This window comes from Alcaligenes pakistanensis, from assembly GCF_014652815.1.
GTDB classification, from domain to species: domain Bacteria; phylum Pseudomonadota; class Gammaproteobacteria; order Burkholderiales; family Burkholderiaceae_B; genus Alcaligenes; species Alcaligenes pakistanensis.
In genome coordinates this window covers 105162-128582 of the sequence record NZ_BMZN01000006.1, presented here as the reverse complement: position 1 = coordinate 128582, position 23421 = coordinate 105162, and the positions used below count along the sequence as shown (strand labels likewise).

Annotated in this window: 25 protein-coding genes and 1 pseudogene; 17 read left to right on the top strand and 9 right to left on the bottom strand. The window is 51.5% G+C overall.

Annotation, left to right across the window (positions count from 1 at the left end; genetic code table 11):
• Positions 1-178 precede the first annotated feature (178 nt).
• The 3 genes from IE156_RS17925 to IE156_RS17915 all read right to left on the bottom strand — a co-directional run bounded on the left by IE156_RS17925 (position 179) and on the right by IE156_RS17915 (position 2527).
• Positions 179-1501: a Y-family DNA polymerase gene (locus IE156_RS17925; RefSeq protein WP_189394020.1), complete on the bottom strand. Its 1323-nt coding sequence runs from the start codon at positions 1499-1501 to the stop codon at positions 179-181.
• Positions 1456-1881, bottom strand: a complete 426-nt coding sequence (locus IE156_RS17920) for a LexA family protein (protein WP_189394019.1) — start codon at positions 1879-1881, stop codon at positions 1456-1458. The genes IE156_RS17925 and IE156_RS17920 overlap by 46 nt, the downstream gene beginning before the upstream one ends.
• A gap of 394 nt (positions 1882-2275) precedes the next feature.
• Complete coding sequence (locus tag IE156_RS17915; protein WP_189394018.1) at positions 2276-2527, bottom strand: tyrosine-type recombinase/integrase; 252 nt, start codon at positions 2525-2527, stop codon at positions 2276-2278.
• A gap of 189 nt (positions 2528-2716) precedes the next feature.
• On the opposite strand from IE156_RS17915, the gene IE156_RS17910 reads away from it, so the two are divergent.
• Entirely contained in the window at positions 2717-2884 is a 168-nt protein-coding gene (locus IE156_RS17910; RefSeq protein WP_189394017.1) for a hypothetical protein, read from the top strand.
• Between the two features lie 648 nt (positions 2885-3532).
• Here IE156_RS17910 and IE156_RS18630 read toward each other — a convergent pair.
• Positions 3533-3748 (bottom strand): annotated as a pseudogene (locus IE156_RS18630) (DUF4145 domain-containing protein); the annotation flags it as partial.
• A gap of 1083 nt (positions 3749-4831) precedes the next feature.
• Between IE156_RS18630 and IE156_RS17900 the strand changes: the two are divergent.
• The 4 genes from IE156_RS17900 to IE156_RS17885 all read left to right on the top strand — a co-directional run bounded on the left by IE156_RS17900 (position 4832) and on the right by IE156_RS17885 (position 7194).
• Complete coding sequence (locus tag IE156_RS17900; RefSeq protein WP_189394016.1) at positions 4832-5041, top strand: cold-shock protein; 210 nt, start codon at positions 4832-4834, stop codon at positions 5039-5041.
• 309 nt (positions 5042-5350) lie between these two features.
• Entirely contained in the window at positions 5351-5653 is a 303-nt protein-coding gene (locus tag IE156_RS17895; protein ID WP_189394015.1) for a hypothetical protein, read from the top strand.
• 541 nt (positions 5654-6194) lie between these two features.
• Complete coding sequence (locus IE156_RS17890) at positions 6195-6677, top strand: DUF4440 domain-containing protein (protein ID WP_189394014.1); 483 nt, start codon at positions 6195-6197, stop codon at positions 6675-6677.
• 343 nt (positions 6678-7020) lie between these two features.
• A complete protein-coding gene (locus IE156_RS17885; RefSeq protein ID WP_189394013.1) occupies positions 7021-7194 on the top strand; it encodes a YegP family protein in 174 nt (57 codons plus the stop codon).
• A 1628-nt stretch (positions 7195-8822) separates the two neighbouring features.
• On the opposite strand, the gene IE156_RS17880 is transcribed toward IE156_RS17885, so the two are convergent.
• Entirely contained in the window at positions 8823-9227 is a 405-nt protein-coding gene (locus tag IE156_RS17880; protein WP_189394012.1) for a RidA family protein, read from the bottom strand.
• Between the two features lie 255 nt (positions 9228-9482).
• Between IE156_RS17880 and IE156_RS17875 the strand changes: the two genes are divergently transcribed.
• The 6 genes from IE156_RS17875 to IE156_RS17850 all read left to right on the top strand — a co-directional run bounded on the left by IE156_RS17875 (position 9483) and on the right by IE156_RS17850 (position 13796).
• A complete protein-coding gene (locus tag IE156_RS17875) occupies positions 9483-9902 on the top strand; it encodes a GFA family protein (protein ID WP_189394011.1) in 420 nt (139 codons plus the stop codon).
• 141 nt (positions 9903-10043) lie between these two features.
• Complete coding sequence (locus tag IE156_RS17870) at positions 10044-10589, top strand: lipocalin family protein (protein WP_189394010.1); 546 nt, start codon at positions 10044-10046, stop codon at positions 10587-10589.
• Between the two features lie 130 nt (positions 10590-10719).
• The gene (locus tag IE156_RS17865) at positions 10720-11529 is read left to right on the top strand and encodes an ABC transporter substrate-binding protein (RefSeq protein WP_189394009.1); all 810 of its coding nucleotides are present in this window, start codon (positions 10720-10722) and stop codon (positions 11527-11529) included.
• Positions 11530-11632: 103 nt separating this feature from the next.
• Positions 11633-12367 (top strand): amino acid ABC transporter permease, encoded by a 735-nt coding sequence (locus IE156_RS17860; RefSeq protein WP_189394008.1) that lies wholly within the window; start codon positions 11633-11635, stop codon positions 12365-12367.
• On the top strand, positions 12367-13065 hold the full coding sequence (locus IE156_RS17855) for an amino acid ABC transporter permease (RefSeq protein WP_189394007.1): 699 nt from the start codon (positions 12367-12369) through the stop codon (positions 13063-13065). The genes IE156_RS17860 and IE156_RS17855 overlap by 1 nt, the downstream gene beginning before the upstream one ends.
• On the top strand, positions 13062-13796 hold the full coding sequence (locus IE156_RS17850) for an amino acid ABC transporter ATP-binding protein (RefSeq protein WP_189394006.1): 735 nt from the start codon (positions 13062-13064) through the stop codon (positions 13794-13796). The genes IE156_RS17855 and IE156_RS17850 overlap by 4 nt, the downstream gene beginning before the upstream one ends.
• A 188-nt stretch (positions 13797-13984) precedes the next feature.
• Here IE156_RS17850 and IE156_RS17845 read toward each other — a convergent pair whose 3' ends face one another.
• The 3 genes from IE156_RS17845 to IE156_RS17835 all read right to left on the bottom strand — a co-directional run bounded on the left by IE156_RS17845 (position 13985) and on the right by IE156_RS17835 (position 17398).
• Positions 13985-14257 carry a hypothetical protein gene (locus IE156_RS17845; RefSeq protein WP_189394005.1) on the bottom strand — a complete coding sequence of 91 codons (273 nt, stop codon included), beginning with the start codon at positions 14255-14257 and terminating at the stop codon, positions 13985-13987.
• A gap of 404 nt (positions 14258-14661) precedes the next feature.
• Positions 14662-15015, bottom strand: coding sequence for a DUF6693 family protein (locus IE156_RS17840; RefSeq protein ID WP_189394004.1), 354 nt, complete (start codon positions 15013-15015; stop codon positions 14662-14664).
• 679 nt (positions 15016-15694) lie between these two features.
• Positions 15695-17398, bottom strand: coding sequence for a sigma-54-dependent Fis family transcriptional regulator (locus IE156_RS17835; protein ID WP_189394003.1), 1704 nt, complete (start codon positions 17396-17398; stop codon positions 15695-15697).
• 352 nt (positions 17399-17750) lie between these two features.
• On the opposite strand from IE156_RS17835, the gene IE156_RS17830 reads away from it, so the two are divergent.
• The 6 genes from IE156_RS17830 (at position 17751) to IE156_RS17805 (ending at position 22354) form a co-directional block, all read left to right on the top strand.
• A complete protein-coding gene (locus IE156_RS17830; RefSeq protein ID WP_189394002.1) occupies positions 17751-18023 on the top strand; it encodes a phenol hydroxylase subunit in 273 nt (90 codons plus the stop codon).
• Between the two features lie 24 nt (positions 18024-18047).
• Positions 18048-19055 (top strand): aromatic/alkene monooxygenase hydroxylase subunit beta, encoded by a 1008-nt coding sequence (locus tag IE156_RS17825; RefSeq protein ID WP_189394001.1) that lies wholly within the window; start codon positions 18048-18050, stop codon positions 19053-19055.
• A complete protein-coding gene (locus IE156_RS17820; RefSeq protein ID WP_189394000.1) occupies positions 19055-19327 on the top strand; it encodes an MmoB/DmpM family protein in 273 nt (90 codons plus the stop codon). The genes IE156_RS17825 and IE156_RS17820 overlap by 1 nt, the downstream gene beginning before the upstream one ends.
• An 18-nt stretch (positions 19328-19345) precedes the next feature.
• Complete coding sequence (locus IE156_RS17815) at positions 19346-20851, top strand: aromatic/alkene/methane monooxygenase hydroxylase/oxygenase subunit alpha (protein WP_189393999.1); 1506 nt, start codon at positions 19346-19348, stop codon at positions 20849-20851.
• Between the two features lie 66 nt (positions 20852-20917).
• The gene (locus IE156_RS17810; protein ID WP_189393998.1) at positions 20918-21280 is read left to right on the top strand and encodes a phenol hydroxylase subunit P4; all 363 of its coding nucleotides are present in this window, start codon (positions 20918-20920) and stop codon (positions 21278-21280) included.
• 12 nt (positions 21281-21292) lie between these two features.
• On the top strand, positions 21293-22354 hold the full coding sequence (locus IE156_RS17805) for an NADH:ubiquinone reductase (Na(+)-transporting) subunit F (RefSeq protein WP_189393997.1): 1062 nt from the start codon (positions 21293-21295) through the stop codon (positions 22352-22354).
• 100 nt (positions 22355-22454) lie between these two features.
• Here the strand turns inward: IE156_RS17805 and IE156_RS17800 are convergent, their stop codons facing one another.
• Positions 22455-23393, bottom strand: a complete 939-nt coding sequence (locus IE156_RS17800; protein WP_189393996.1) for a LysR substrate-binding domain-containing protein — start codon at positions 23391-23393, stop codon at positions 22455-22457.
• Positions 23394-23421: the final 28 nt, after the last annotated feature.

Genomic DNA, 23421 nt, shown 5'->3' with positions numbered 1-23421 from the left:
GTGGAGGACGATGGGGCGCGTACCAGGCGGAACGTTATATTTGAGGCCCTCACCCACGTCTGTCTTGCTGGATTTCCACCCAACTTTTGCGGCATAGATCTCGGCAGCTTCCCGCTGACTAAAACGACCACACATGACACGCTCCTAATATAAGGACCTAGTTTGGACAGTAGGCTGGCTATTTCCAAACGTCAACAACTTGGCTCCAGTCGGTTGTATAGGCAGGAGTCATACGCTCCTGCTTCATCTTCCAAACAGCATCGTCAGGGGCGAACGAGCTGGCCGCGGCGATGGTGCTGCGCCCGTATCGCTGATTCAGGTCGTCAAGAACCGACATCAGGGCAGGCTTGTCCATTGAGGTGGACGGGGGCGCTGCTGAAAAAAGGCTGCCTTGCGAGGCAACTTGCTGCTGACTCGCTAAGTCCAGCAGGCATACGCCTGCCTTGGAGTACTTGAATCCTTCCCGGTAGACCTTTCGTAACGCGGAAAGGGCGGCTTGCACCAGATCGACAGTGTTGTCAGTGGGAACAAGCATGCGTGCAACAGTGCCGCCAGAGTATTGTGGGTCGTTGCGAAAGTAGCTTGTTCTAATGAACACCAGGACCGATGCGGTCATGGATTCTTGCGAGCGTAGCTTTTCAGCTGCACGGCTGACGAAGGTGCTGATGGCTTGCTCCAGATCCTCAAGGGCCAATACAGGCCGACCAAATGAGCGAGAGCACATGATTTGCTGCTTATCCGCTGGCACCTCTTCCCACTCCAAGCAAGCCTCCCCGGCCAGCTCTCTTGACGTTTTGGAAACCACAATAGAAAACTTATCGCGCATTACGCGCCAATCAGCCTGAGCTAAGTCTGCTGCCGTATGGATTTCAAGTGCTTGAAGCTTTGGCGCAAGCTGCCTACCTACACCCCACACATCACTAATGGGGACATGCCGGATGGCACGCATGAGGTCCGCAGTGGAAAGCTCCGACAAATCACAGACACCTTGGAGGCGGGGCAGCTTCTTGGCCAGATGATTAGCGAGCTTGGCCAGGGTCTTTGTCGGTCCGATGCCCACGCAAGTAGGAATGCCCACCCATTGACGGACGCGCTGACGGATTGCCCCGCCGATTTCCCGGCCGCTGCCGGGTACGCCAGTCAGATCCAGAAAGGATTCATCGATTGAGTAAATCTCCTGCTTGGGGGAGAACTGGCCGATGACGTTCATCATTCTGCCGCTGAGGTCGCCGTATAGATTGAAATTGGCGGACAGTGCAATAAGCCCGTGACTGTCGGCCAGGTGCTTAATCTTGAACCAGGGCGCACCCATTTTGATGCCCAGGTCTTTGGCTTCCTGTGTCCGAGCAATTGCGCAGCCATCGTTATTGGAGAGCACCACCAAAGGCCGGCCTTCATAAGCAGGGCGCATCGACCGCTCGCAGGAGCAGTAAAAGGAGTTGCCGTCTACGAGGGCTATGCGGGGAGCAGGCCTTTGAGTGTCCACGTCACTACTCCCCATATCGTTAGCTCTTGCCCATCCCGAAATTCAATATCTGAAAATGTTGGGTTTGCTGCTTGTAGCTTTACCCGGCCGGCTCTGCGGAAAAGGCGCTTGATGGTGAACTCGCCATCCACTACAGCCAGTACTACCTGGCCATGCTTAGCTTCGATAGAGCGATCGATCACCACATAATCACCATCGTCAATCCCGGCATCACGCATGGAGGGGCCGCGCACACGCATAAAAAAGGTGGCGTCTGGCTGATTGATCAGCAGCTCGTTCAAGTCTAGCCGCTTTTGGGCGTGATCTTCAGCAGGGCTGGGGAATCCACACTGCACCGTTGAGGGCGTGGTCCAGACGTATACTGGTAGTTGAGAGAGGGGGGCGGGGGCGGTCATGACAAATGCTGTATAAAAAAACAGTAATTTAGCATTATCAGCGCCCTAATGTGTTACAGGCTGTGGACACAAAAAAGCCCGCCATATGGCGGGCTGTCAGAAATGTGTCCGAGCTTAATCCGTACTGGAGTCATCGCTCCCTGTAGAAGCATTTTAACTTTTGGGGGCATGGATGGGGGTATGCGGCTTGCTCGTGAAAGAGGAAGTCTAAGCATATCAACACCCTAGAAAAACACCCCCGTTCCAGTACTGCCTACCAGAATACATGCACACAGCTCCAAGCTGTGCCAAGAAAAGCCCCAAAGCATTGATCTCTGGGGCTTTTTTGTTGCCCGGCGTTCTAAGCAGCGCCAAGCCCCGCCAAAGTATTTTTGAGGCATGAACGGGGGCATGGCTATTTTGGTGCTTTCTCCAGCTGCACGTCCAAGTAATCCGACCACCATTGCATCAGATTATGGCGCTCTGCCATGTATTGAACATGGTTGTAAGCACGGCGTACCTTGTTGCGATCACGGTGTGTCAGCTGGCGTTCAATCCCCCCTGAGCGAAAACCGCCTTGCTCGTTCATGATGGTGGAGGCTAGGCCACGAAAGCCATGGCCCGTCTGCAGGCCCCCAAATCCCATAATCTTCAACGCCCGATTCATTGTCTCGCTGCGCGAGCCTGCTTGGTCAATGCCTGCTATGCTAGCTTAGGCGACAGGTTATCTGTGAAGATTCGACCGTTCAGCAGTGCCTACACACATTCAGGCATTGTCGAGCATGTCTCCTGCTGCCATGAATAAACCGAGCGAACGATAAACAAGAGCAAGTTCAACCAAACTGGAGAGATTTTCATGGGCACCAACATTGTTACTGAAGCTGATCGTAAGCGTACTCCTCCTCCCGCCCCTCCCAAGGGCGTGACTCTTAGCACGAAAGGCCGAGGCCAACGTGTTAGCCAGGAGCGTGGCGCGCATACACGCAGCAAGAAAAATCCCGGCAAACGCGCGCATTCGGGTTAATTTCTGGGGGTAGTTTGGTGCCAGCATCCTTCTGCCTGCCTAATGAGGACGCTGACTCTGGATCGTCGCGCTTGTAAGATCGGCGGCGTCCAGCATCTCCTACCCCCACATACCAGGACGGCCATGACTTAAAGTCGATTCTTGGAATTTCAGGAATCTTAATAGATGGGCTGGATGATCCGTCCGTAGGCCGCGAACGCCAACTAGTTGAAGTCCTCTCCGTCCTCAAGTTATGGATGCCACTTGCACGGTAAGGGCGGGGGGCTAAGGCATAACAGCTTAGTGGTGCACTTTCGTGGCCGTTCACCGGCTTTTCCTGTGGCGCTCCGATACTGAGCTAAACGCAACGCCAATCAGAGTGCTGCGCTATGTGGAAACGGTTGTGTCAGAAATAAAGCTAGTGCTGCTTAGCACCGATGCGTCACGACTGGAGTTTCCGCTACATATCCAAAACGGTCCCGGTGTAGGGTGACAACCGGGCGGGATGCTTGGAAGCGCGCGATGTTTCACTTATCGCGTCAATAAATGCACTTCGTAGAGTTTGGCGTCACTGGCCCGCCGTTTTTTGAATTGTCTAAAACGATTCCGGTACGAGAGCATGTAATCCAGAATTGCATTCGTGAATTCAATAGTGTCTCTCGCGTCTGGTTAGGCGATGGAAACACCCACTCCATGGGCAGCTTCATTGCCAATAATCCGCAGTGCATCAGACCACTCCAATAGACGCTCATCGATGAGGCCTGCCTCCTTCATCTTTTTCAATGACAGGCTCAGGTTTCGCTCCGCCACCCCATGCTCTGCGCCTACATCGTCAATGGCCTTGCAGCACATAATCGCGGATGCGGTATAGGCCTGCGATCGATAACATACGTAAGCTTATTGAAGGCGGTGCGGACTCAGCGACTTACAGAGGCTGTACAGACGGGCGTTAGCCTTCTGCTTGGTCATGTTCAAAATCTCGGGCTCATGGCCTTTGAGCCGGGCCACGCTGCAAATCGCCTTCTTGCCGTTTGTACCGACCACTTCTTTGAAGACCATTGAATCAATAGCGACGCTCAGATCCTAGCTTTCAGGGCTTAGTAAGCCCTGAGGTGGCCACGCAGACTCATGCTTTCTGCCAGTCACTTAGCAACTGGCTCATGTCCAGGCCTTCTGGCTATGAATGGGTTGCAAGAGAATGCTGCCGGCCCGTCGTCACTTCGCGTTGTCATGTTGGTTCTCCCAATAGTGCGGTGCTAGCCTTCTAAACCTATACCGGAGTGCGGTTTTTGTATCGCTGCTGGTGATGGGGCTAATACTCAAGAGCCAGGTAGAGTGCTTCTTCAAGGTGCTCGATCTCGAGTGCCTTAGAGTTGCGTTCATTTAAAGCTTGACTGGCCCCCCTCATAAAACTGGTGTCGGGGTTGCTCGTCGCTTATCGCCGTTTCGTAGAGCCTTTGAATCACGGCGTCGAGCATGACGTCGGTCATGGTTGTCTCCTGATGCTGATAACGCCCTCGATACCAAGAGCGATAAAGAAAGTGGTGCAGCAGAAGAGCACTGCGAGGATGAAAAACTCGATCAGCACGGCAACGCCTCCAGTTCCTGCGCGTCTATCCTCACGCATAGTAAAAGCGTTTATGTTTAGCTCCGGGGGGATTGCGCCCTGTCCGGGGCCATTGAAAGGGGGGAGGGTTAGCTTGTGGCCGCCATCGTCACGCCCGGTGCGTTCCGGAGTGGTATCGGTGGAGTTCCAGGGCTCTATGCCTTTTGGTTGCAGTACTCCCGCCACCCATAGCGTGGATGGTTTTGATATCGAATTGCTCAAGGAAGTGAGAAGGCTGCGGCTAGAGGGGCTAAGTTTGAGTATGGTTTGGCTACTTACTTTGTAACGATGCTATCTATATATGCGAATAACGGTCATAGTTCGCTCAGGGAGATTTTTCCCTAGAATAATTAGGACATACATTGAAAACAGAAATTGGTATCGTGAAGTGGTTCAATAACGAAAAAGGCTTCGGCTTCATCGCACCGGAAAGTGGCGGTAAAGACCTCTTCGCACACCACAGTGAAATTCAGGGTTCTGGGTTTAAATCTCTTGAAGAGAATCAACGAGTTTCTTTCGTTGCAGGCGAGGGCCAAAAAGGTCCTTGCGCTACCCAGATCCAAATAGTTTGATCGCCTGCTTGCCTAACTAGGTGAGCGTTGCGTTGATCATTGAAGGCCGGACCCTTTGAAACATCGGGTTCGGCCTTTTCACGTTACGCTGCCTGCTCTGACTATACGGGCCATGGGCCTATGCGCTCTCAGGCTCTAGTAGTAGGCCTCCTGCTCTGTAGTGGACCTTCACCATCACGTAGCGTTTAAGGCCAGTGGTTAGCCGCATGGATATGAGATGACTTCTCGCCGATTCATCATCACTTCGCTTTCGCGCTTTATTTTTTACATGTGAGCTATTATTTTCCGGTTCAGTAAGGAGGCGGGGCAATGGGGAAATGGATCCTTGTGTCGTTATTGCTGGTCTTGACTGCAAATGTCCAAGCTCAAGAGAGCGAGGCTAAGTGTCGGCAAGCGTCTTTGCTCGCCGAAGCGATTATGGCTGGGCGTCAGAACGGGGATGAAAAAGCTGGAATGCTTGAGCTGGCAAAGAACCATTGGGTGGCCAGGCAACTTATTGAGACTGTCTACGAATTCCCCCAACTAGATACTGCTCAGAAGCGCCATGAGTTGACGGAGCTCTTTAAGCAGCGTGTGTACGAGGATTGCCTAGTAGATACACAGAATGACTGATGCATTTCAACCCCGGTTGAAAGCGAGGACTGCTTGAGAGAGGGGGGATGCTTGCGTGATAATCAGCAGCTGCAGTATGTTTAAAGAGTTCGAAAAGATCTATTTTTACAGTGCGAAGCAAGGTTACCTTTTAAGTAAAGGCCTAGGCATGACGCAACTGGTGATTTTCAAATAACCGCCTTCGGGCGGTTTTCTATTATCTAAGTTGTGTCAATCATTCAAAAAAACCTGGCCCCGGTACTACCTACCAGAGTACGCGTACAAGGCTCCGATCTGTACCAATAAAACCCCAAAATATCAATGCTTTGAGGCTTTTGGTGCCCTGCGCTCCAAGCTCTGCCAAGACGTTTTGCGGGCATGCATGGGGGGACTGCCGTTGCAGGACTTCCGCTGCCCAAGGCGTAGGTGGTTTTGATGTTGACGTGGTTAAGGGGGGAATACTACGGCTGGAGGATAGTGGAGAGTTAGACCAAAGTTAAACGCCGTAGGCGAAGGCTGGTGCTACTATCGGGCAGGCGAAACTGAGACAAAAGGTAAGATAATGAATAAAAAAATGATGCTGCTTTTAAGCGCTATTGCTCTATCAGGCTGCGCTGTTAGCGCAGATAGTGATCGTTCAGCGGTTGCTCAACAAACTGAGGTCTGCACGCCGATCAATGAGGTTGCGGTCGCTGAGTTGTTCGAGCGTTGGAACTCCTCCTTGCAAACGGGAATCCCTCAAACGGTAGTTAATAACTATGCCGAACGTTCGATTTTACTTCCCACTTTGTCAGGCGTGAATCGCATCACACGGGCAGAGAAAGAAGATTATTTCAAACACTTTTTAGAGTCTAAGCCGCAAGGTACCGTGACATCCAGACAGATCGATATAGGCTGTAATATGGCGGTTGACTCCGGGATGTATACCTTCCGTATGGGGGCGACAGGAGCCACGGTCAGAGCACGCTACACCTTCACATATAAGTGGGCGGGCCAGGACTGGCTCATTTCTAGTCATCACTCTTCTTTGTTACCAACTGATTAATAGGCCGCGCTCGGCCTAGGGGGCAGGCACGCGCGCCCCCAGGGCCGTCGCAAAATTCGTACGGCCGTTCCAAAGAGTCTTGTTTGTCATGCTCATTAGGAAAGCAGCTGAGGCAGCACTTGGGTTCTGTTTTATTCATGGTTTGCCTCGTTGTAAACGCCGACCCATGTGATAGAAATGGCAGTTGCATCCGTCGGCTGCCCCGGTAATCCCGCTTTATTGAACAGATCCAGTTTGTAGCTGGTGGGCATAGCCCTGTCACGTAAACCCCAATTTCTGCTGAGGAAACCCAGCCCTAGGATAGTGGCAGCGCGACGTGCGCTAATACCAGAAGAGGGTCGTCATGAAATTTGTGCTTTACAAAGACAAAGGTGGTGAATGGCGGTGGCGATTTAAGGCCGCAAATGGGAACATCATTTGCGTCAGCTCAGAGGGATACACGAGCAAACAGAGCGCGCAACACAGTATCGAGTCTGTGAAGAAAGGAATGGCTGACGCTCCCGTTGTCGAGGAGTAAGTAGACGAGCCTTCATGTAGCTTGCGTCATCACATAGGTGGGCTAATTGACTTTTGATTGCGACAGTCATCTTGGTTTTGCTGGTGCAAGGTTCAGTCTGACAGCGGACCAATTGCGTGGATTTGCTTGATCGGCATATGTGGATCCACGCCTGCCTATGTGATGCTTCTCATTAAGTGATAAGGCTTTTGTTTCGCTCAGACACGTACCATATTGGCGACCACAGCTGATAAATAGGGATTTATTTTGCTATGTGTCCTATGCTGTGGTGTTGGGCGTCGCATGCTCGCGTTGCCCATAGTTGAAGATGAGGTTGATATGGACAAGAAAGATAAGGAACAGGGCACTGTTAACCCTGAGCCTGTAAAACCTGCTCTGAAGCAGGCGCAGTCGCGTTGGCCGGGGCAGAATGCGAATGCAGGTTTCAAGAACTCAAAATCCCTGCAAGGTCGTAGACCAGTTGGTCGAGGTTCGGCTCGAGGTCGATAGCAGGGATGTAGTGCGCCTGTTCTGTTTCGGGCAGCTTGACCCAAGCAACAAAAAAGCCGCTTTCGCGGCTTTTTTTATCAGGGTGGGCTTCGACGTATCAGAACGGAAGGCCTGGAAAACGATCTTTTAATTGCCGTATCAGATTTTGGCGTGTTTCCACTAATCGCTTGGCAATACCTTGAGAGTTTTCCGTGTCCGAATAGTGAGATTCAACTAACGGCGATGTATGTAATGGGCTATGGCGGGCCTGGTTGAGCTTTTCGTAAATAATTAAAACCTTCAGTGCTTTTTCACATTAATCAGTCCAAGAGCGAGTACGCATAAGCAGCCAAACACCTTGAATAGAAGAAATTAAAGCGTATTAAATTTATAGATTAGCGCGATTGCTAGTTTTATGGATATGTACCTAATTGATCAGTGTGAGATCTAAAATTGAATAAGTACAGACCTGCATTGTAACATTTAAATCTGTCAAGGTAAAATAAAGGTGTTTTGTGGGTGAATTTGATAGTACGCCTGAGTTCTGAAAATGACTTTAATTTGTTTGTAGGCCAACCTAGAAAACCGTTCAATGGATGTCAGACAAGCAGACAAGCAGACAAGCAGACAAGCAGACAAGCAGACAAGCAGACAAGCAGACAAGCAGGCAATCAAAAACTGCCTCTTACAGGCATTCCAGTGGGCGCCTAAGGTCCTTGGGCTCTGGACTTAGACCCACAGCACGTAGATGCCGGTTACAGATGAACCAGATCTCATCCTTGTCGTTAGCCAGGATAAAAAAGGCATCAGAAGTCTCTGAGGGATTGAACATACCGAGCGCTCGATACGCTGTTTGCATATTGAAGCCGCTTTGTAGCGGGAAGGGCTTGGGCCCATCTGCTAGCTCTTGAACACGAAGATAAAGTCCTGTCTCTAATGTGATCATTTAAGCCTCGCTCTTATTTATTTTCTTTATTCTATAAACAAGATGAAGTGGCCGCTAGCAGTTGGAGTAGGCAGATGTAATCAAGCGATTTAAGATTTAACAAAGATTATGAATGGCAACAAAAAAGCTCCCGAAAAGGGAGCTAAAAAATCTGCTAAATTGCACTATCTATAGAGTGCGGACTCCAAAAAAATAGTCATCCAGGCATCTGCTATTAATCCAGCATAGCCTCCGCCTCAATTTCAATTAACCATTCTGGCTTGGCCAAGCCACTAATCAGAATCCATGAGGATGGAGGCGGGTTAGTGGGAAAGCGTTTCAGCAGGGCAGCCGCAATATCCTCTTGTTCCTGTTGAGAGCTCGCGTCTTCCCGAATGAAAATACGCAGCATGATCACCTGATCAATGGTGCCACCTGCATCGTCCAGAACCAGTTCGATATTGTCCAAGGCGGCTTCAGTTTGTTCACGCATACCGCCTGCTACGGTGCGCTCGCTGGCGTCCACCCCGACTTGCCCAGAGAGCATGAGGCGACGCTGCCCTGTAACGACTAAGCCTTGGCTAAAGCCGTATTGCAGGGAGTTGAATACGGTAGAGGGGTTAATCGCGGTTTTAGTCATTGGCATAAATACATAAAGAGTCGGTGAAATAGGTGTGTTCAGGCACCTCTCCCATAACTTGGGACGTACGGGTAGATCACAAGAGGCTTGGCAGGGGGATAAGGTGTTTTTTGTAACGTCTATAAGTCCGCGACCGCTTTGATTTACCTGAAATCAACTGGCAGCCAGAGGTGTATGTAAGTCCAGAGCTTTTCTCTGAGATTAGTCCGATTTCTGGGTATAGAATCACCTTATCAAGGGCTTAGGGAGGCAGATATGGCAGGGGATCAAGCGACGTTCCAGGGGAAATGTCTTTGTGGTGCGGTATCAATCAGTTTTCAGCACGAGAAACCTACGCTAAGTGCTTGCCATTGCAGTATGTGCCGTACCTGGACGGGTGGGCCATTCATGTCAGTTGAAAGCCATACGGAGCCTGTTATCGACGGGGCTGAGCATGTTCGCTCTTATCCGTCCTCCGAGTGGGCGGAGCGCTGTTTCTGCTCGTTATGCGGTACGCATCTGTTCTATCGCCTACGCAATGGCGGTTTTCATGCCTTGGCGGCTGGATTGTTCAAAGACGGCGCAAGCTGGCCGTTCAAGTTGCAGGTCTATATTGATGAAAAGCCGGGAAACTACCAGTTTGCCAACCGCACACGTGAGATGACGGGTGAAGAGGTGGTCAAACTATTCTCCTAGGCTTCCCGATAGTTTGAAGAATACAAAATGACGTAATCAATTCATGAATCGATTACGTCATTTGCTTTTTGCAGCATCTGTTTAAGCTTGGAGCGTTTAGCCCTGGGGTATTCTCTAGATATTGATCCAAGGAGAAGCCTCATGAAGAAAGTCTTTGCGCTACCGCTTGTTATGGCTTTAGCCGCTTGCGCGTCCTCTCAGGCCGATTTGGCGACTCAAGACGATGTGGACCTGAATAAGTACATGGGCACTTGGTACGAGCAGGCGCGCTTGCCCAACAGCTTTCAGCGCGAGTGTGCCGGAGATGTTCAGGCGGACTATGTGATGGAGGCAAACAAGTCCATTACCGTCACCAATCGTTGTCAGAGTACGGAAGGTGGTGTGAAGGAGGCGGTGGGTGAGGGAAGGTTGTCCACCAGTGCGAGTCCTGTCGATCCCGCCATATTGGAAGTGCGCTTTGCACCTAAATGGCTGTCCTGGTTCCCCATGGTGTGGGGGGATTACTGGATCATGAAGCTAGAGGGTGACTATCAGTATTCTTTGGTGGGCACTCCCGATCGTCAGTATTTGTGGGTTTTGTCGCGGGATAAGCAAGCCGACAAAAACACGGTAAACGAGCTGCTGGATTACGCCGCATCCCAAGGTTTTGCGGTGGAAAAGGTAGTTCAGACCAACCCTGAAAAATAATGGAAAACCCTTAGTTCTTTTCGTTATAAGCATCGGGGGATTTGATCGTTTTGAATAGATTGGCGCTGTGGTCGAATGGCACATACGGTATGTATCGTACGTGCCATTTTTTTATCGGGATGTTTTTATCATGAAGTCGTTTTTAAGCATTGCCGCTACCCTTACCCTGGCGTTGGTGGCTGGAGTGGCCCAGGCTGATCGTCTGGATGACATCAAGAAAGTGGGCGTATTGAAAGTTGCGTCGTTTGACAGCAATCCGCCGTTTGGTTTTGTGGATCAGAAGTCCCGCCAGATCACGGGTTTGGATGTGGATTTTGCTCAGGCCCTGGCCGATAAGCTGGGCGTCAAGTTGGAAGTGTTGCCGACCAATCCGGCCAATCGAGTACCACTGCTGACTTCCAATAAGGTGGATCTGGTATTGGCAAACTTCACCATTACGGAAGAGCGCGCCAAGCAGGTTGACTTCAGCATCCCGTATTTCGCGTCGGGCCAGCAGTTTCTGGCTAAAAAAGGCGTTCTGTCTTCCCCTGAGCAGTTGAACTCTTTGCGCATCGGCGTGGACAAAGGCACGGTTAACGAGATTGTTTTGCGTGAAAAATACCCCCAGGCCAAGCTGGTTGCCTACGACGATACACCGTTCGCATTTACCGCTTTGCGCAATGGCAATGTACAGGCCATCACTCAAGATGGTCCTAAGCTGATCGGTTTATTGGCCAATGTGCCGGATAAGGAAAACTACGAAATCCCGGCCTTCAGCATTTCCGAGGATCTGATTGGAATTGGTATTCCCAAAGGCGAGACGACCCTGAAATCCTTTGTGGACGAAACCTTGCTGGAGCTGGAAACCCAAGGTAAAGCCCAAGCTATCTATGACGTGTGGTTTGGCCCTCAGTCCAAAACGCCGCTGGATCGCTTGTACCGCATCGGTCAGCAGCAGTAAGTCATCCTGTTGTTTGCAGGCCAGCCTGGTGTGATCAGGCTGGCCTTTTCCTGTTTGAGTCTGCAACAGCGGGGTCAGCCGATCCTGCTTTTTGGTGTTTGCTATGCCGTCTTCTGATTTTTGGCTGGCACCCCACTATGTGGGTTGGTTGCTGCAAGGATTCTGGGTCACGATCCAGATCTCCCTAGTCGTCTCCTTTGCCGCGACTGTCTTGGGTTTTCTGGTGTGTATTGCCCGACTATCGCCCTTTGCGTGGCTGTCTTGGCCTGTGCGTGCCTACCTGAGTCTGTTTCGCAATACGCCTTTGCTGGTACAGCTTTTTTTCTGGTATTTCGGGGCTTCGGCGTTGATGCCTCCCGAGCTGGTGCAATGGCTGAACACACAGCATGTTCTGCAGCTAGTCTTGTTTGATGTGCATTGGCCCAGCTTCGAGATGTTGGCAGCATTTGTGGGTTTGACGATCTATACAAGCGCTTTTGTCGCTGAAGAGTTCCGTTCAGGCGTACGGGCAGTGCGTAAGGGGCAATGGGCGGCGGCGGCATCCCTGGGAATGCGTTCCATGCAGATTTGGCGTTTTGTGGTGATGCCGCAGGCTCTGCGTAATACCTTTCCCTCGCTGGTCGGGCAGTACATGAATGTCATCAAGAACACGTCCTTGACCATGGCGATCGGTCTGGCGGAGTTGTCTTATGCCTCTCGACAGGTAGAAACAGAGACGTTCAAAACCTTCCAGTCCTTTGGCATTGCAACCCTCTTGTATGTGCTGCTGGTGATGTTGGTCGAGATTGGCGGGCAGTGGCTGCAGCGTCATCGCCTACAGGTTCGAGGTGGCCTGTAATGAGCTTCGATGTTATCTCCGACAACCTGCTGTATTTCCTGATTGGCGCTTATCCTCATGGCCCTTTGGGCGGGGCGGCATTGACGCTGCTCTTAAGCGTGCTGACGGCCAGCATATCGGCTATTTTGGGGCTGGGCTTTGGTGTCGCCCTGGCATTGACCCGTGGTGCGGCTCATACAGCCTTGCTGCTGTTCCTGGGGTTCTTCCGAGCTATCCCCGTCATCATGCTGATTTTTTGGGTGTATTTTTTACTGCCTATTCTGTTCAACGTGGATGTGCCAGGGGTATTCACCGTGGTATGCGCGTTGTCCTTGATTGGTGGTGCGTATCTGGCCCATTCGGTGTTTGCCGGTATCAGCAGCTTGCCGGCGGGGCAATGGCAGGCGGGTAGGGCCTTGGGTCTGAAAACGGCACAGATCATGAAGTCCATTATCTTGCCGCAGGCTTTGCCTGTGATGCTGCCTTCTTTTATTAATCAGTGGGTTGCTCTGATTAAAGACACCTCGCTGGCCTATGTGATTGGTGTGGCAGAGCTGTCTTTTGTTGCTACCCAGGTCAGCAACCGCGTCATGGTGCATCCCACAGAAATTTTCTTGTTTGTAGGGCTGCTTTACTACGTGATTTGTGCCTCGTTGGAAGCGATAGCTAATCGGGTAGCCCGACGTTATGACAAACATATGCGACTGGATGGCAAATGATTCATATCAATAATGTTTCCAAATGGTATGGCACGTTTCAAGTGCTGAAAGACTGCACGACTCAGGTGGACCGTCAGGAGGTGCTGGTGGTGTGCGGACCCTCGGGTTCAGGCAAATCCACCTTATTGAAAACTGTTAACGGCCTGGAACCTTTCCAGCAGGGAACGATTCTGCTTGATGGGGTTTCGGTTGGTGATCCTGCAACCGACTTGCCAGATTTGCGCAGTCGGGTAGGGATGGTGTTTCAGAACTTCGAGTTATTCCCGCATTTAAGCGTCTTGGCCAACCTTACCTTGGCGCAACGTAAAGTGCTGGGTCGGGACTTGGAAGAGGCTAATGAACGTGCCTTTCTGTACTTGGATCGGGTTGGTTTGAAAGCGTTGGCAGATCGTTATCCCGCCAGCTTGTCGGGCGGGCAGCAACAGCGGGTTGCCATTGCGCGTGCGCTGTGCATGGACCCGGTGTGCATGCTGTTTGATGAGCCCACCTCGGCGCTGGACCCGGAAATGGTCAACGAGGTGTTGGATGTCATGGTCAGTTTGGCCGAGGACGGCATGACCATGATGTGCGTGACCCATGAAATGAGCTTTGCCCGTAAGGTGGCTGATCGCATGATTTTTATGGATCAAGGCAGTATTTTGGAAGACGTGCCAACGGACGTGTTTTTTGGTGATTTGGCTGGCAGACCTGAGCGTGTGCAAACCTTTTTGTCCAAGGAACTACGTATATAGGGATTGGCTTGCCATGGCTGCTGCCACCCTGGTGCTGCCGTTTCGAGCAAGCTGCCTTATCTGCATGTATTAAAAAGCCCGCCTGTTGAAAAATGGGCGGGCTTTTTACGGGCGACTACACAGGGCTGGATCAAACTGGGCAGACGCGTAGTTCCGGCCCAGCTAAGCGTGTGTCGCTATGCTTGGTATCACTGAACTGAGGTTTCAAGTGATTGCATCAGTGATTCGCCAGCAAGTACGACGCGGCGTGCTTGCTCATGCTGGTCATGCAGGGCGAGATAGCGGGCTTCTGCTTCATCGCCTCGCGCGACATCGCCGTTGTAGGATTGCGCGACGTAGTGTGCGTACCAAACGGACTCGGCGAGGGTCATGCCTACAAACACCACATTGTCATCCTGATCTTGAGACAGGGCACGGATACTTGATAAATACGCCCGTTCACGGGGCTGAAATTCCAACATAAGACTCCTTAGATAAGCCCCCATTGTAGTGGGTGGGGGAAATCAGGCCAGAGCCGGGGTGGTAGGGCAGGTCCAAAACGGAGAAAACCTGGCTGTACGGTGTAAGAGAAGGGTGCCAGTGGATGGCCATGCCGCTATCTACAGCTTCTATTTCATTGTTCGGTAGCTCAGTTGTTTTTTATTTGAATATGACAGGAAATACAGTCAGTAAAATTGTCAGTAACTATGGAATTAAAAGTTCTTATTTTGGGTTTTTATTGTCTGATAATTAATTGATGACTAATAGATGAAATAAAAATGCCTGATAAAAAATTATCAGGCATAGGTAGTGACAGGTTGGCTAACTAATTAACTGAAAACAAGATTAGTGCTTAGGCTCCCTGTTTTTCAGGATGTAGCGTGCTTTATAGGCTATTTATCCCAACGATCTTGGTATGACTCATGCAGTGAGCACTGATTTTGTAGGTGAAAACAAGGTAGCCAATACCCAGGGTGACGATACTAATGAGCACCCACAAGAGAATATTGCCGATGATGCTGGCCAGATCAATGGTGCAAACCAGTCGGCCAACACGCTGGCCCTGCTCGTCATAGGCATAGGTCTTGCTGATGATGAAGCGCTGCATGTAGTAAGGGAAGACAAACAGCGCCAGGCCCAGTGTGACGATGGCTAGTAAAACCCAAATAATGACGTGGCCAATAACCTCCATGAAACCAAGCTCGGACTTCAACTGATAGTTATTAAACGTAGTGCTCATTTTTATGCTTAAGTAGGTGAGGGAAAATGCATTTTATACAAACTTTATGAAAATGGAAGTGGCTTTATTTTTTGAGCCATTTTTATTGATTGCTGTTTTGTCGAAAATGCCATTTTTTACAGTTTTGTTTTTTATAATGTATTTCCTGTGGAATTTTCTGAAATGGATCTAAATATTTTCTATTATTAAAAGAGAACGCTCGCGTTTTTTGAAAGAATGGGAATGGCTGTTTCTCAACTTAGTTGGGCGTTGAGCACTGACGGCTCGCCCAGGACGGGCGAAAACCGAGTCTCGGTTTGTTCCATCCCAGACTGCTCAATAGTGATCGTTTCTTGGCCCCGAATTCCGTGGTGATTTTTGTGGCTACAGAGGAGCTGGAGCCAGGGCGGAGCAGGCAGATGGGCTCAGGGTTTAGTCGCCGGTTTGCCGCATGTTACGTAGAAGTACCAGACAAAGGACTGGAAGATAGCGCTGTCTACAGCGGCATTATTGCTGCTTTCGTCGACAGCAGCATTCGCGCAAGGAACATCGGCTCGGGAGCAGGCATTGAATCAGTGTCAGCAGGACTATCCGTATGCGCAAGAGGTTAGGCGATTTGGTGACTGGTACCTTAGTCAATGCAAGGTGTCGGCAAACAGAAAGTAGGCCCATGAGTGGCTTACTTGCTCACTATTACGTGTTACGCAGGCATTGCCACCTTCTTTAGCCTGTATGCCAAAGCAGGTCGCGTTAGCCCCAGCCGTCGCGCTGCTTCCGATATATTCCCGTTCGTTTTCTTCATCGTCAGCTGAATGATCTGTTCCTCTAATTCATCCAGATTGAAGGGGGTCTCCAACAAGTGCTCTACGCATTGGGTCTGGTTAGCCGTAAAACAGGTTTCCTTGGCCATATAGCCCTGGGTGTTCAGGCTGCTCAGATACTGTAAGGCGCTTTTCTGCTGTGGAAACAAGTGATGGGTTTCGATCTCGTGGTTGTGCTCGGTCAGGATGACGCCACGCTCAATCATGTTCTCGAATTCACGGATATTGCCCGGCCAGTCGTATTGCATCAGCAATTCTCGACTGCGATCGCTGATGCCCATGACATGCTTTTTGTAAAGGCTGGAGTACTTGTTCAGAAAATACTCGGTTAGCAGCGGAATATCTTCTTTGCGCTCACGCAAGGGGGGAATATGGATGGGGAAGACGTTCAGACGGTAGTACAGGTCCGCACGGAAGGTCCCTTTTTGCACGGCTTCGGCCAGATCCTCATTGGTCGCCGCCACGACGCGTACATCGATATGACGAATGTTTTCATCGCCAACGCGCTCCAACTCCTGCTCTTGCAGAACACGGAGTAGAGCGGCCTGGGAGCGAGGCGATAGTTCGACGATCTCATCCAGAAAGATGGTGCCGCTCTGGGCGCGTTCAAACCGGCCCAGGCGGGATTTGTGGGCACCCGTATAGGCCCCTTTTTCCACGCCAAACAGTTCCGACTCGATTAACTCGGGCGGGATAGAGGCACAGTTCACGGCAATAAAGGGTTGCTCTGCCCGGTCGCTGGCCGCGTGCAGGCCCCGTGCAAAGGCTTCTTTACCTACGCCAGTTTCTCCTAGCAGCAGCACAGAGACCTTGCTTTGGGCTGCTTTTTCCAGCAGATGACAGGCGGCCTGGTAGGCGGCGGACTGACCGATGGAGTTGGGCAAGGTGAAGTTGGCACTTGAGCGTTTGAACTCCTGTTCGCGCAACTTCACCAGCTCACATCGCAGGGCGAACAACTCGTCCTGCACAGGGTCGGGCAGCATGAAACGGTCTATCTCGGGGTCATCCTCTTCCCATTCTTCGGCCGGCTTGCCCACGATCTTGCAGTGGCTGTGTCCCATGGCCCCGCACTGGGTTTCTTTATAGATGATGCTCTTGCCCATATAGAAGCTGGTGTAGCCGCTGGCGTAGCCCAGCAAGCTCCAACAGACCGGCTCGCTGGACTGGCCGTGCTCTTTCTGGTGATTGCTCACTTCGTAGGAATCGAACCAGTCAAACTCGCCGTAATACTGGCCGGCATCGCGGTCAAAGGTCAGAGAAGTGGGTATGACTTTGACCATGCCACGAATGGTGTGCATTTGCGGCCCGGCCAGAAAGGTCTCTTTCAGTGATAGATCCGGGCGCACTTTTTGGGAAACCTCGGCATCTTTCATACCTGCGTGGTAGCCAAAACGCATCAGGAAATATTTGGCGCGTTCGCTGCCCAACGAGGCAATCAGCTCTTTGCGCAGCTGGCCAAAACCGCTGGCGTGCAGCAAGAGCATGCGTTGCTCGCCAAACCATATTTTTCCTTCACGCGCATCGAAACGAATGGCGTCGATCAGGTCCTGACTTAACGGCAGTGTGAGTTCAGTAGCCCCCATGGCTGTCTCCATCCTGTTGTTTTTTATTGTGGTTTTGGGTGTTTTAAAAACCAGTATGCCGCCTGTATTTCTAGTGACTCCCAGAAAACAGAATAGTGTCCAGAGGCCGGATAAAACCGTTTTTTATAGGTCTTTACCCTAGCTCAGCATTTGATGAAATACGCGCTAAGCGCTTGATCAAATGATCAATTTTCCGGGTCGATGACATGACGGCTGCGCATTCCGTCTAGGTCTTGCAGTCTCTATCTCTTTAATCCTAAAGGGTTAAATCCTTCAGATTTGAAGTTGGCATGGTGTTTGCTATGAACGAGGTGTGGACACTCATGCAACAGCTTGATCAGGAGGAGAACCCATGTCAGACACGAGCTTGCCCACTTTGACAAAGTACGTCCGTGTACGCAGTTCCGCCAATGCCCGCTTTGTGGAATTTGACTTTGCGATTGGCCAACCAGATTTGTTTGTGGAACTGGTACTGCCGCCGGCTGCGTTCGAGCATTTTTGCCTGCAAAACAATGTCCAGCTGATGAGCGAAGAACAGATGCGGGTCAATGACGAGAACGAAGAGAAATGGCGTTTTGGTTATGACACTTTGGTCGGCAACAACCGCAAGGCTGAAGCCCAGTAGGTTTTATTTCAGGAGAACAAGAGGATGACATTAGAAATTAAAACGGCCAGTTTGCAGCCAGTGCGGCAAACCTTCGCCAACGTAGCCCGCCGCTTTGGCGAAAAACCAGCTACGCGCTACCAGGAAGCGACTTACGACGCCCAGGCGACGGCCAACTTCCATTACCGGCCCTTGTGGATGCCGGAGAAAACTCTGAACGATCCTTCACACACTGCCATCCAGATGAAAGACTGGTATGTGTTCCGTGACCCCCGCCAGTTTTACTACGGTGCGTACGTGCAAAATCGCGCCCGCATGCAGGAATCGGCAGAGACCAATTACGGTTTCTTCGAAAAACGCGAGCTGGCTCAGTACTTAAGCGATGGCATTAAAGCCAAAGTGACCCGCTTGCTGCTGCCTTTGCGCCATATTGAACAAACTGCCAACCTGAACTTCATGTCGGGTTCGGCGTATGGCTACGGCACCACGATCACGCAGGCCTGTCTCTATGCGGGGATGGACTCGCTGGGAATGGCGCAATACGTCTCCCGTATTGGCTTGTTGATTGATGGCAATAACGCCGACTCCCTGAGCCAGGCCAAAGAAGCCTGGATGCAGGACGATGCCTGGCAGGGCCTGCGCGCCTTGTGCGAAAAAACGCTGGTTCAAAAAGACTGGTTTGAGCTGTTGCTGGTGCAGTCCTTGCTGATTAACACCTTAGTGCATCAGGTGGTGTATCAGGGTCTGGTGGCTGATCTGGCTAAAGAAGGCGGCCGTGACCTGGATATGTTGCTGGAGTTCATGCTGGACTGCCATAAAGACCTGTCCAACTGGAGCGATAGCGTTTTCAAGATTGCTGTTGTGGAAAGTGAAGAAAACAAGCAGCAACTGCAAAGCTGGCTGGATCAGTGGATGCCGCAAGTGCAAGCTGCTTTCATGCCCTATATCCAGGCGGCCTTTGCCGACCAAGCCGATCAGGTCTGGCTGCAAGCCCAGGACACGATTGCCAAACGCGTTGCCAAAGCAGGCCTGAGCCTGGGCGGAGAAGTCTGATGAAGTCCAAGGTTTATATCGGTCTGCAAGATAACGACATGTCGCGCTATATCGTCGAAGCCATCGAAGAAGACAACCCGGAGGCCACGGTGATTTATCAACCGGCCATGATCCGCATTGAATGCGTGGGCCAATTGACGGTCAAGCGCGAGACTGTGGAAGAAAAATATGGGCAACAGTGGGACATGCAGGAGCTGCATCTGAATCTGATCACCTTGGGTGGCAACGTGGATGAAGATGAAGACCGCTTGTTTTTGCACTGGAACAGCTAAATCAGAAAAGGGGGCACTATGGCCACGAAAAAACTAAATATTAAAGACAAATATCGTTATCTGACCCGTGATCTGGACTGGGAATTCAGCTACCAGGATCGCAAAGACGCCTTCCCTTACGAGGAGTTTGAGGGCATTAAGATTACCGATTGGTCCAAGTGGGAAGATCCGTTCCGTTTGACGATGGATGCGTACTGGAAATACCAGGCCGAGAAAGAAAAGAAGCTGTACGCCATTTTTGATGCTTTCGCGCAGAACAATGGCCAGATGAATATTTCTGATCCGCGTTACCTGAACGCGATCAAGGTGTTCCTGACGGCGGTGACGCCGTTGGAATACCAGGCTTATCAGGGCTACTCCCATGTGGGACGTCAATTCAGCGGCATCGGCGCACGTATTGCGTGCCAGATGCAGTCGATTGACGAGCTGCGTCACGTGCAGACGCAGGTTCACGCCATGAGCCACTACAACAAGTTTTTCAATGGCTTTCAGGATTGGAGCCATATGCACGACCGGGTCTGGTACCTGTCCGTGCCCAAGTCCTTCTTTGAAGATGCCCGTGCGGCTGGGCCCTTCGAGTTTTTGCTGGCGATCAGCTTCTCCTTCGAATATGTGCTGACCAACTTGCTGTTTGTGCCCTTTATGTCCGGTGCGGCCTACAACGGCGATATGGCCACCGTGACCTTTGGCTTTAGCTCGCAGTCCGACGAAGCGCGCCACATGACGCTGGGTCTGGAAGTGATCAAGTTCATGCTGGAGCAGCACGAAGACAACGTACCTATCGTTCAGCAGTGGATCGACAAATGGTTCTGGCGCGGTACTCGCTTGTTGTCCGTGGTGGGCATGATGATGGATTACATGCTGCCCAATAAGGTGATGTCCTGGAAAGAAGCCTGGGAAGTCTATTTTGAAGAGGCCGGTGGTGCCCTGTTCAAGGATCTGGCTCGCTACGGTATTCGTATGCCCAAGTACAGCGAAGTGATCGAGAAAGAGAAAGAGCACATCTCGCACCAAGCCTGGTGGATTTTCTACAACTTCGGCCACGCGGCCGGCTTCCACACCTGGATTCCTAGCGACGAGGAACTGGATTGGCTTAGCTCCAAGTACCCCGATACCTTCGACAAATACTATCGCCCACGTTGGGAGATGGCCAAGAAGATGGAAGCCGAAGGCAAGCGTTTCTACTCCAGCGGTCTGCCACAGTTATGCCAGGTATGTCAGGTGCCCATGACCTTTACCGACATGGAAAAGCCCGACGAAATTACTTACCGCCAAAGCCAACACAAGGGCGAGCGTTATCACACTTGCTCGGACGGTTGCCGCGATATTTTCGAGCATGAGCCCGAGAAATACATCCAGGCCTGGTTGCCCGTGAACCAGATTCTGCAAGGCAATTGCGGTGGTCCAGATCTGGAGAAAATCCTGAGCGACTACTACCAGTTGAATGTCGGTGTCGACAATATGGACTTCAAGGGTTCAGTGGACGAGTCGCGCTGGAAAGAATGGAAAGGAGTGACAGCGTAGTCACGCAATAAAAAGGGCAGTGTCCCCAGCGGGCGCTGCCACTACTTATAAAAACTGGAGATCAAGATGGCAGTTACGGCAATTACCCCGGATTACCAAGGTTTTGCGCTGGACCAGAAAGCACACTATGGCGACAGCATGTTGCTGTACATCGGTTGGGATGAGCATTTGTTGTTCTGCTCGGCCAAAGCCTTTTTGGTACAAGCCGATATGACGGTGGCAGCAATGATTCAGCAACTGATGCCTGCTGGCTTTGCCCAACACCCTGACTTTGAGCATATCGAGTGGAGCAAGGTGCAATGGAACCTGAATGGCGAGGCCATTGAACTGAACCCTGAAGACACCTTGGGTGCCAAGGGTTTTGATCACAAATCCTTGTTGCGTTTCAAGACCCCGGGCCTGAATGGCTACAAGGGTACAGGCGTATAAAAGGGGGCAGCAATGACGTATCAGGTAACCGTAGAACCCACAGGCGATGTGGTAGAGGTAGAAGATGGACAAACCTTGTTGGACGCCGCGTTGCGACAAGGGGTTTGGTTGCCTTTTGCCTGTGGACATGGCACGTGTGGCACCTGCAAGGTGCAGGTGCTGGAGGGCTATGCAGACGCAGGCGATGCGTCCAGCTTTGCCTTGATGGACTCGGAGCGGGACGAAGGCAAACTGCTGGCTTGCTGCTGTCGTCCCGAATCCGATATGGTCATCGAGGCGGATGTGGATGTGGACCCGGATTTTCAGGGCCTGCCGGTAGAGGATTATCAGGGCAAGGTGGTGTTGATCGAAGACCTGTCGCCGACGATCAAGCACATCCGTCTGGAGCTGGATCGCCCCATGGCATTTCAGGCTGGTCAGTACATCAACCTGCATGTGCCCGCTATCGACAGCACGCGTGCCTTCTCTATTGCTAACTCGCCTTCATCGGGCGGCATGATTGATTTGCATGTACGCAAGGTAGAAGGGGGCGCAGGCACCACCTGGCTGCACAAGGAACTGGAAGTCGGGCAGTCTTTGGATGTGTCCGGCCCTTATGGTCAGTTCTTTGTGCGCAAATCCGATCCGCAAGGGGCTATTTTCATTGCGGGTGGTTCGGGCCTGTCCAGTCCTGAGTCCATGATTACGGACTTGTTGGAGCAAGGTGATACGCGTCCTATTTATCTGTTCCAAGGTGCACGCAACAGGGCCGAACTCTACCACTCGGAGCACTTCGTTCAGCTGGCTGAAAAGCACGATAATTTCCACTATATTCCGGCCTTGAACGCCCCTTTGCCGGACGATGCATGGGAAGGTTTTGTGGGCTTTGTACACGAAGCGGTGGGGCAGTTCTTTGAACAGCGCTGTTCGGGCAATAAGGCGTATTTGTGTGGCCCGCCCCCTATGATTGAAGCGGCTATTTCTACCTTGATGCAAAGTCGCCTCTTCGAGCGTGACATTCACATGGAACAGTTCCTGACGGCAGCCGATGGAGCCACTGGCAAGGTGCGTTCAGCCTTGTTCAAGCGTATTTAGTTGTTTTGCTCTCTTCGCCAGCCGGGTCTTTTTGCAATGAAAAGGCCTGCTGGTGAAAGACGGCGATTGCCGTCACATTCAGATCTTTTCCTTGCAGCAGCTAACAGGGTGGTGGCCGTTTGCTTAAGGCACTGTGCCCAGGGATCAGCCAAGGGGGCTTTTCAGCATACATTTCCTCAATGAAGGTATGCATCTGGGCGATGTACCAGGAGTTGTCATTCTTTCTATGGCTGAAGATGATCGGCGAGGTGACTTTCTCGTCGTCAATCAAGCGATAAACCAGATCACTGCGTATCTGGGCAGCCGAGGGAATCAGGCACAGTCCCACACCGCCCGCCACCAAACCCATTGCCGTTTGCAGCTCCAGCACCTCATGCACTTCAGTGGGAAAAATAGCATTGTCGTGCAAAATATTCAGGACATGATCCGCAAAGCTGGGGCGTGGCGATTTGGGATACACAATAAAGGCGTGGTCGGCAATAACCTGTAAAGACACGGGGCCTGTGTCTTGGGCCAGGTCTATGTTTGGTGGGATAGCCAGGACCAGCCGCTCTTCACGCAGAACGGTACGGCACACGGCGCTGTCATGGATGCGCACGCGTCCAAACGCGACATCAATACGCCCGGCACGCAAGGCAGGAATTTGCTGGCTGGAGGTCAGTTCCAGAAAGTGAAAGCGAATATCCGGGTAAGCGTGGCGGAATTTCTGAATCAGGATAGGCAGGCCACCGTATAAGGTGGATGCTACAAAACCAATCGATAACTGCGGGCGCTGGTGCAGGCCCACCTCCGTGGTAGCCGCCTTCATCACCTCGACGCGGTTCAGTAGTTGCAGCGATTGTTCGTAGAAAATACGGCCTGCTTCGGTCAGTTGCAGGGGACGGCTTTCCCGTGAAAGCAGTACGACTTTCAGCTCTTGTTCCAGCAATTGAATCTGCCTGCTCAGCGCCGGTTGGGCAATATGCAGCTGCTCGGCAGCACGAGTGAAATTAAGCGCTTTGGCGACCGCAACAAAGTAGCGGATTTGTTTCAAGTCCATATGCTTTGCCCGTGGCCCAGGTTCAAAA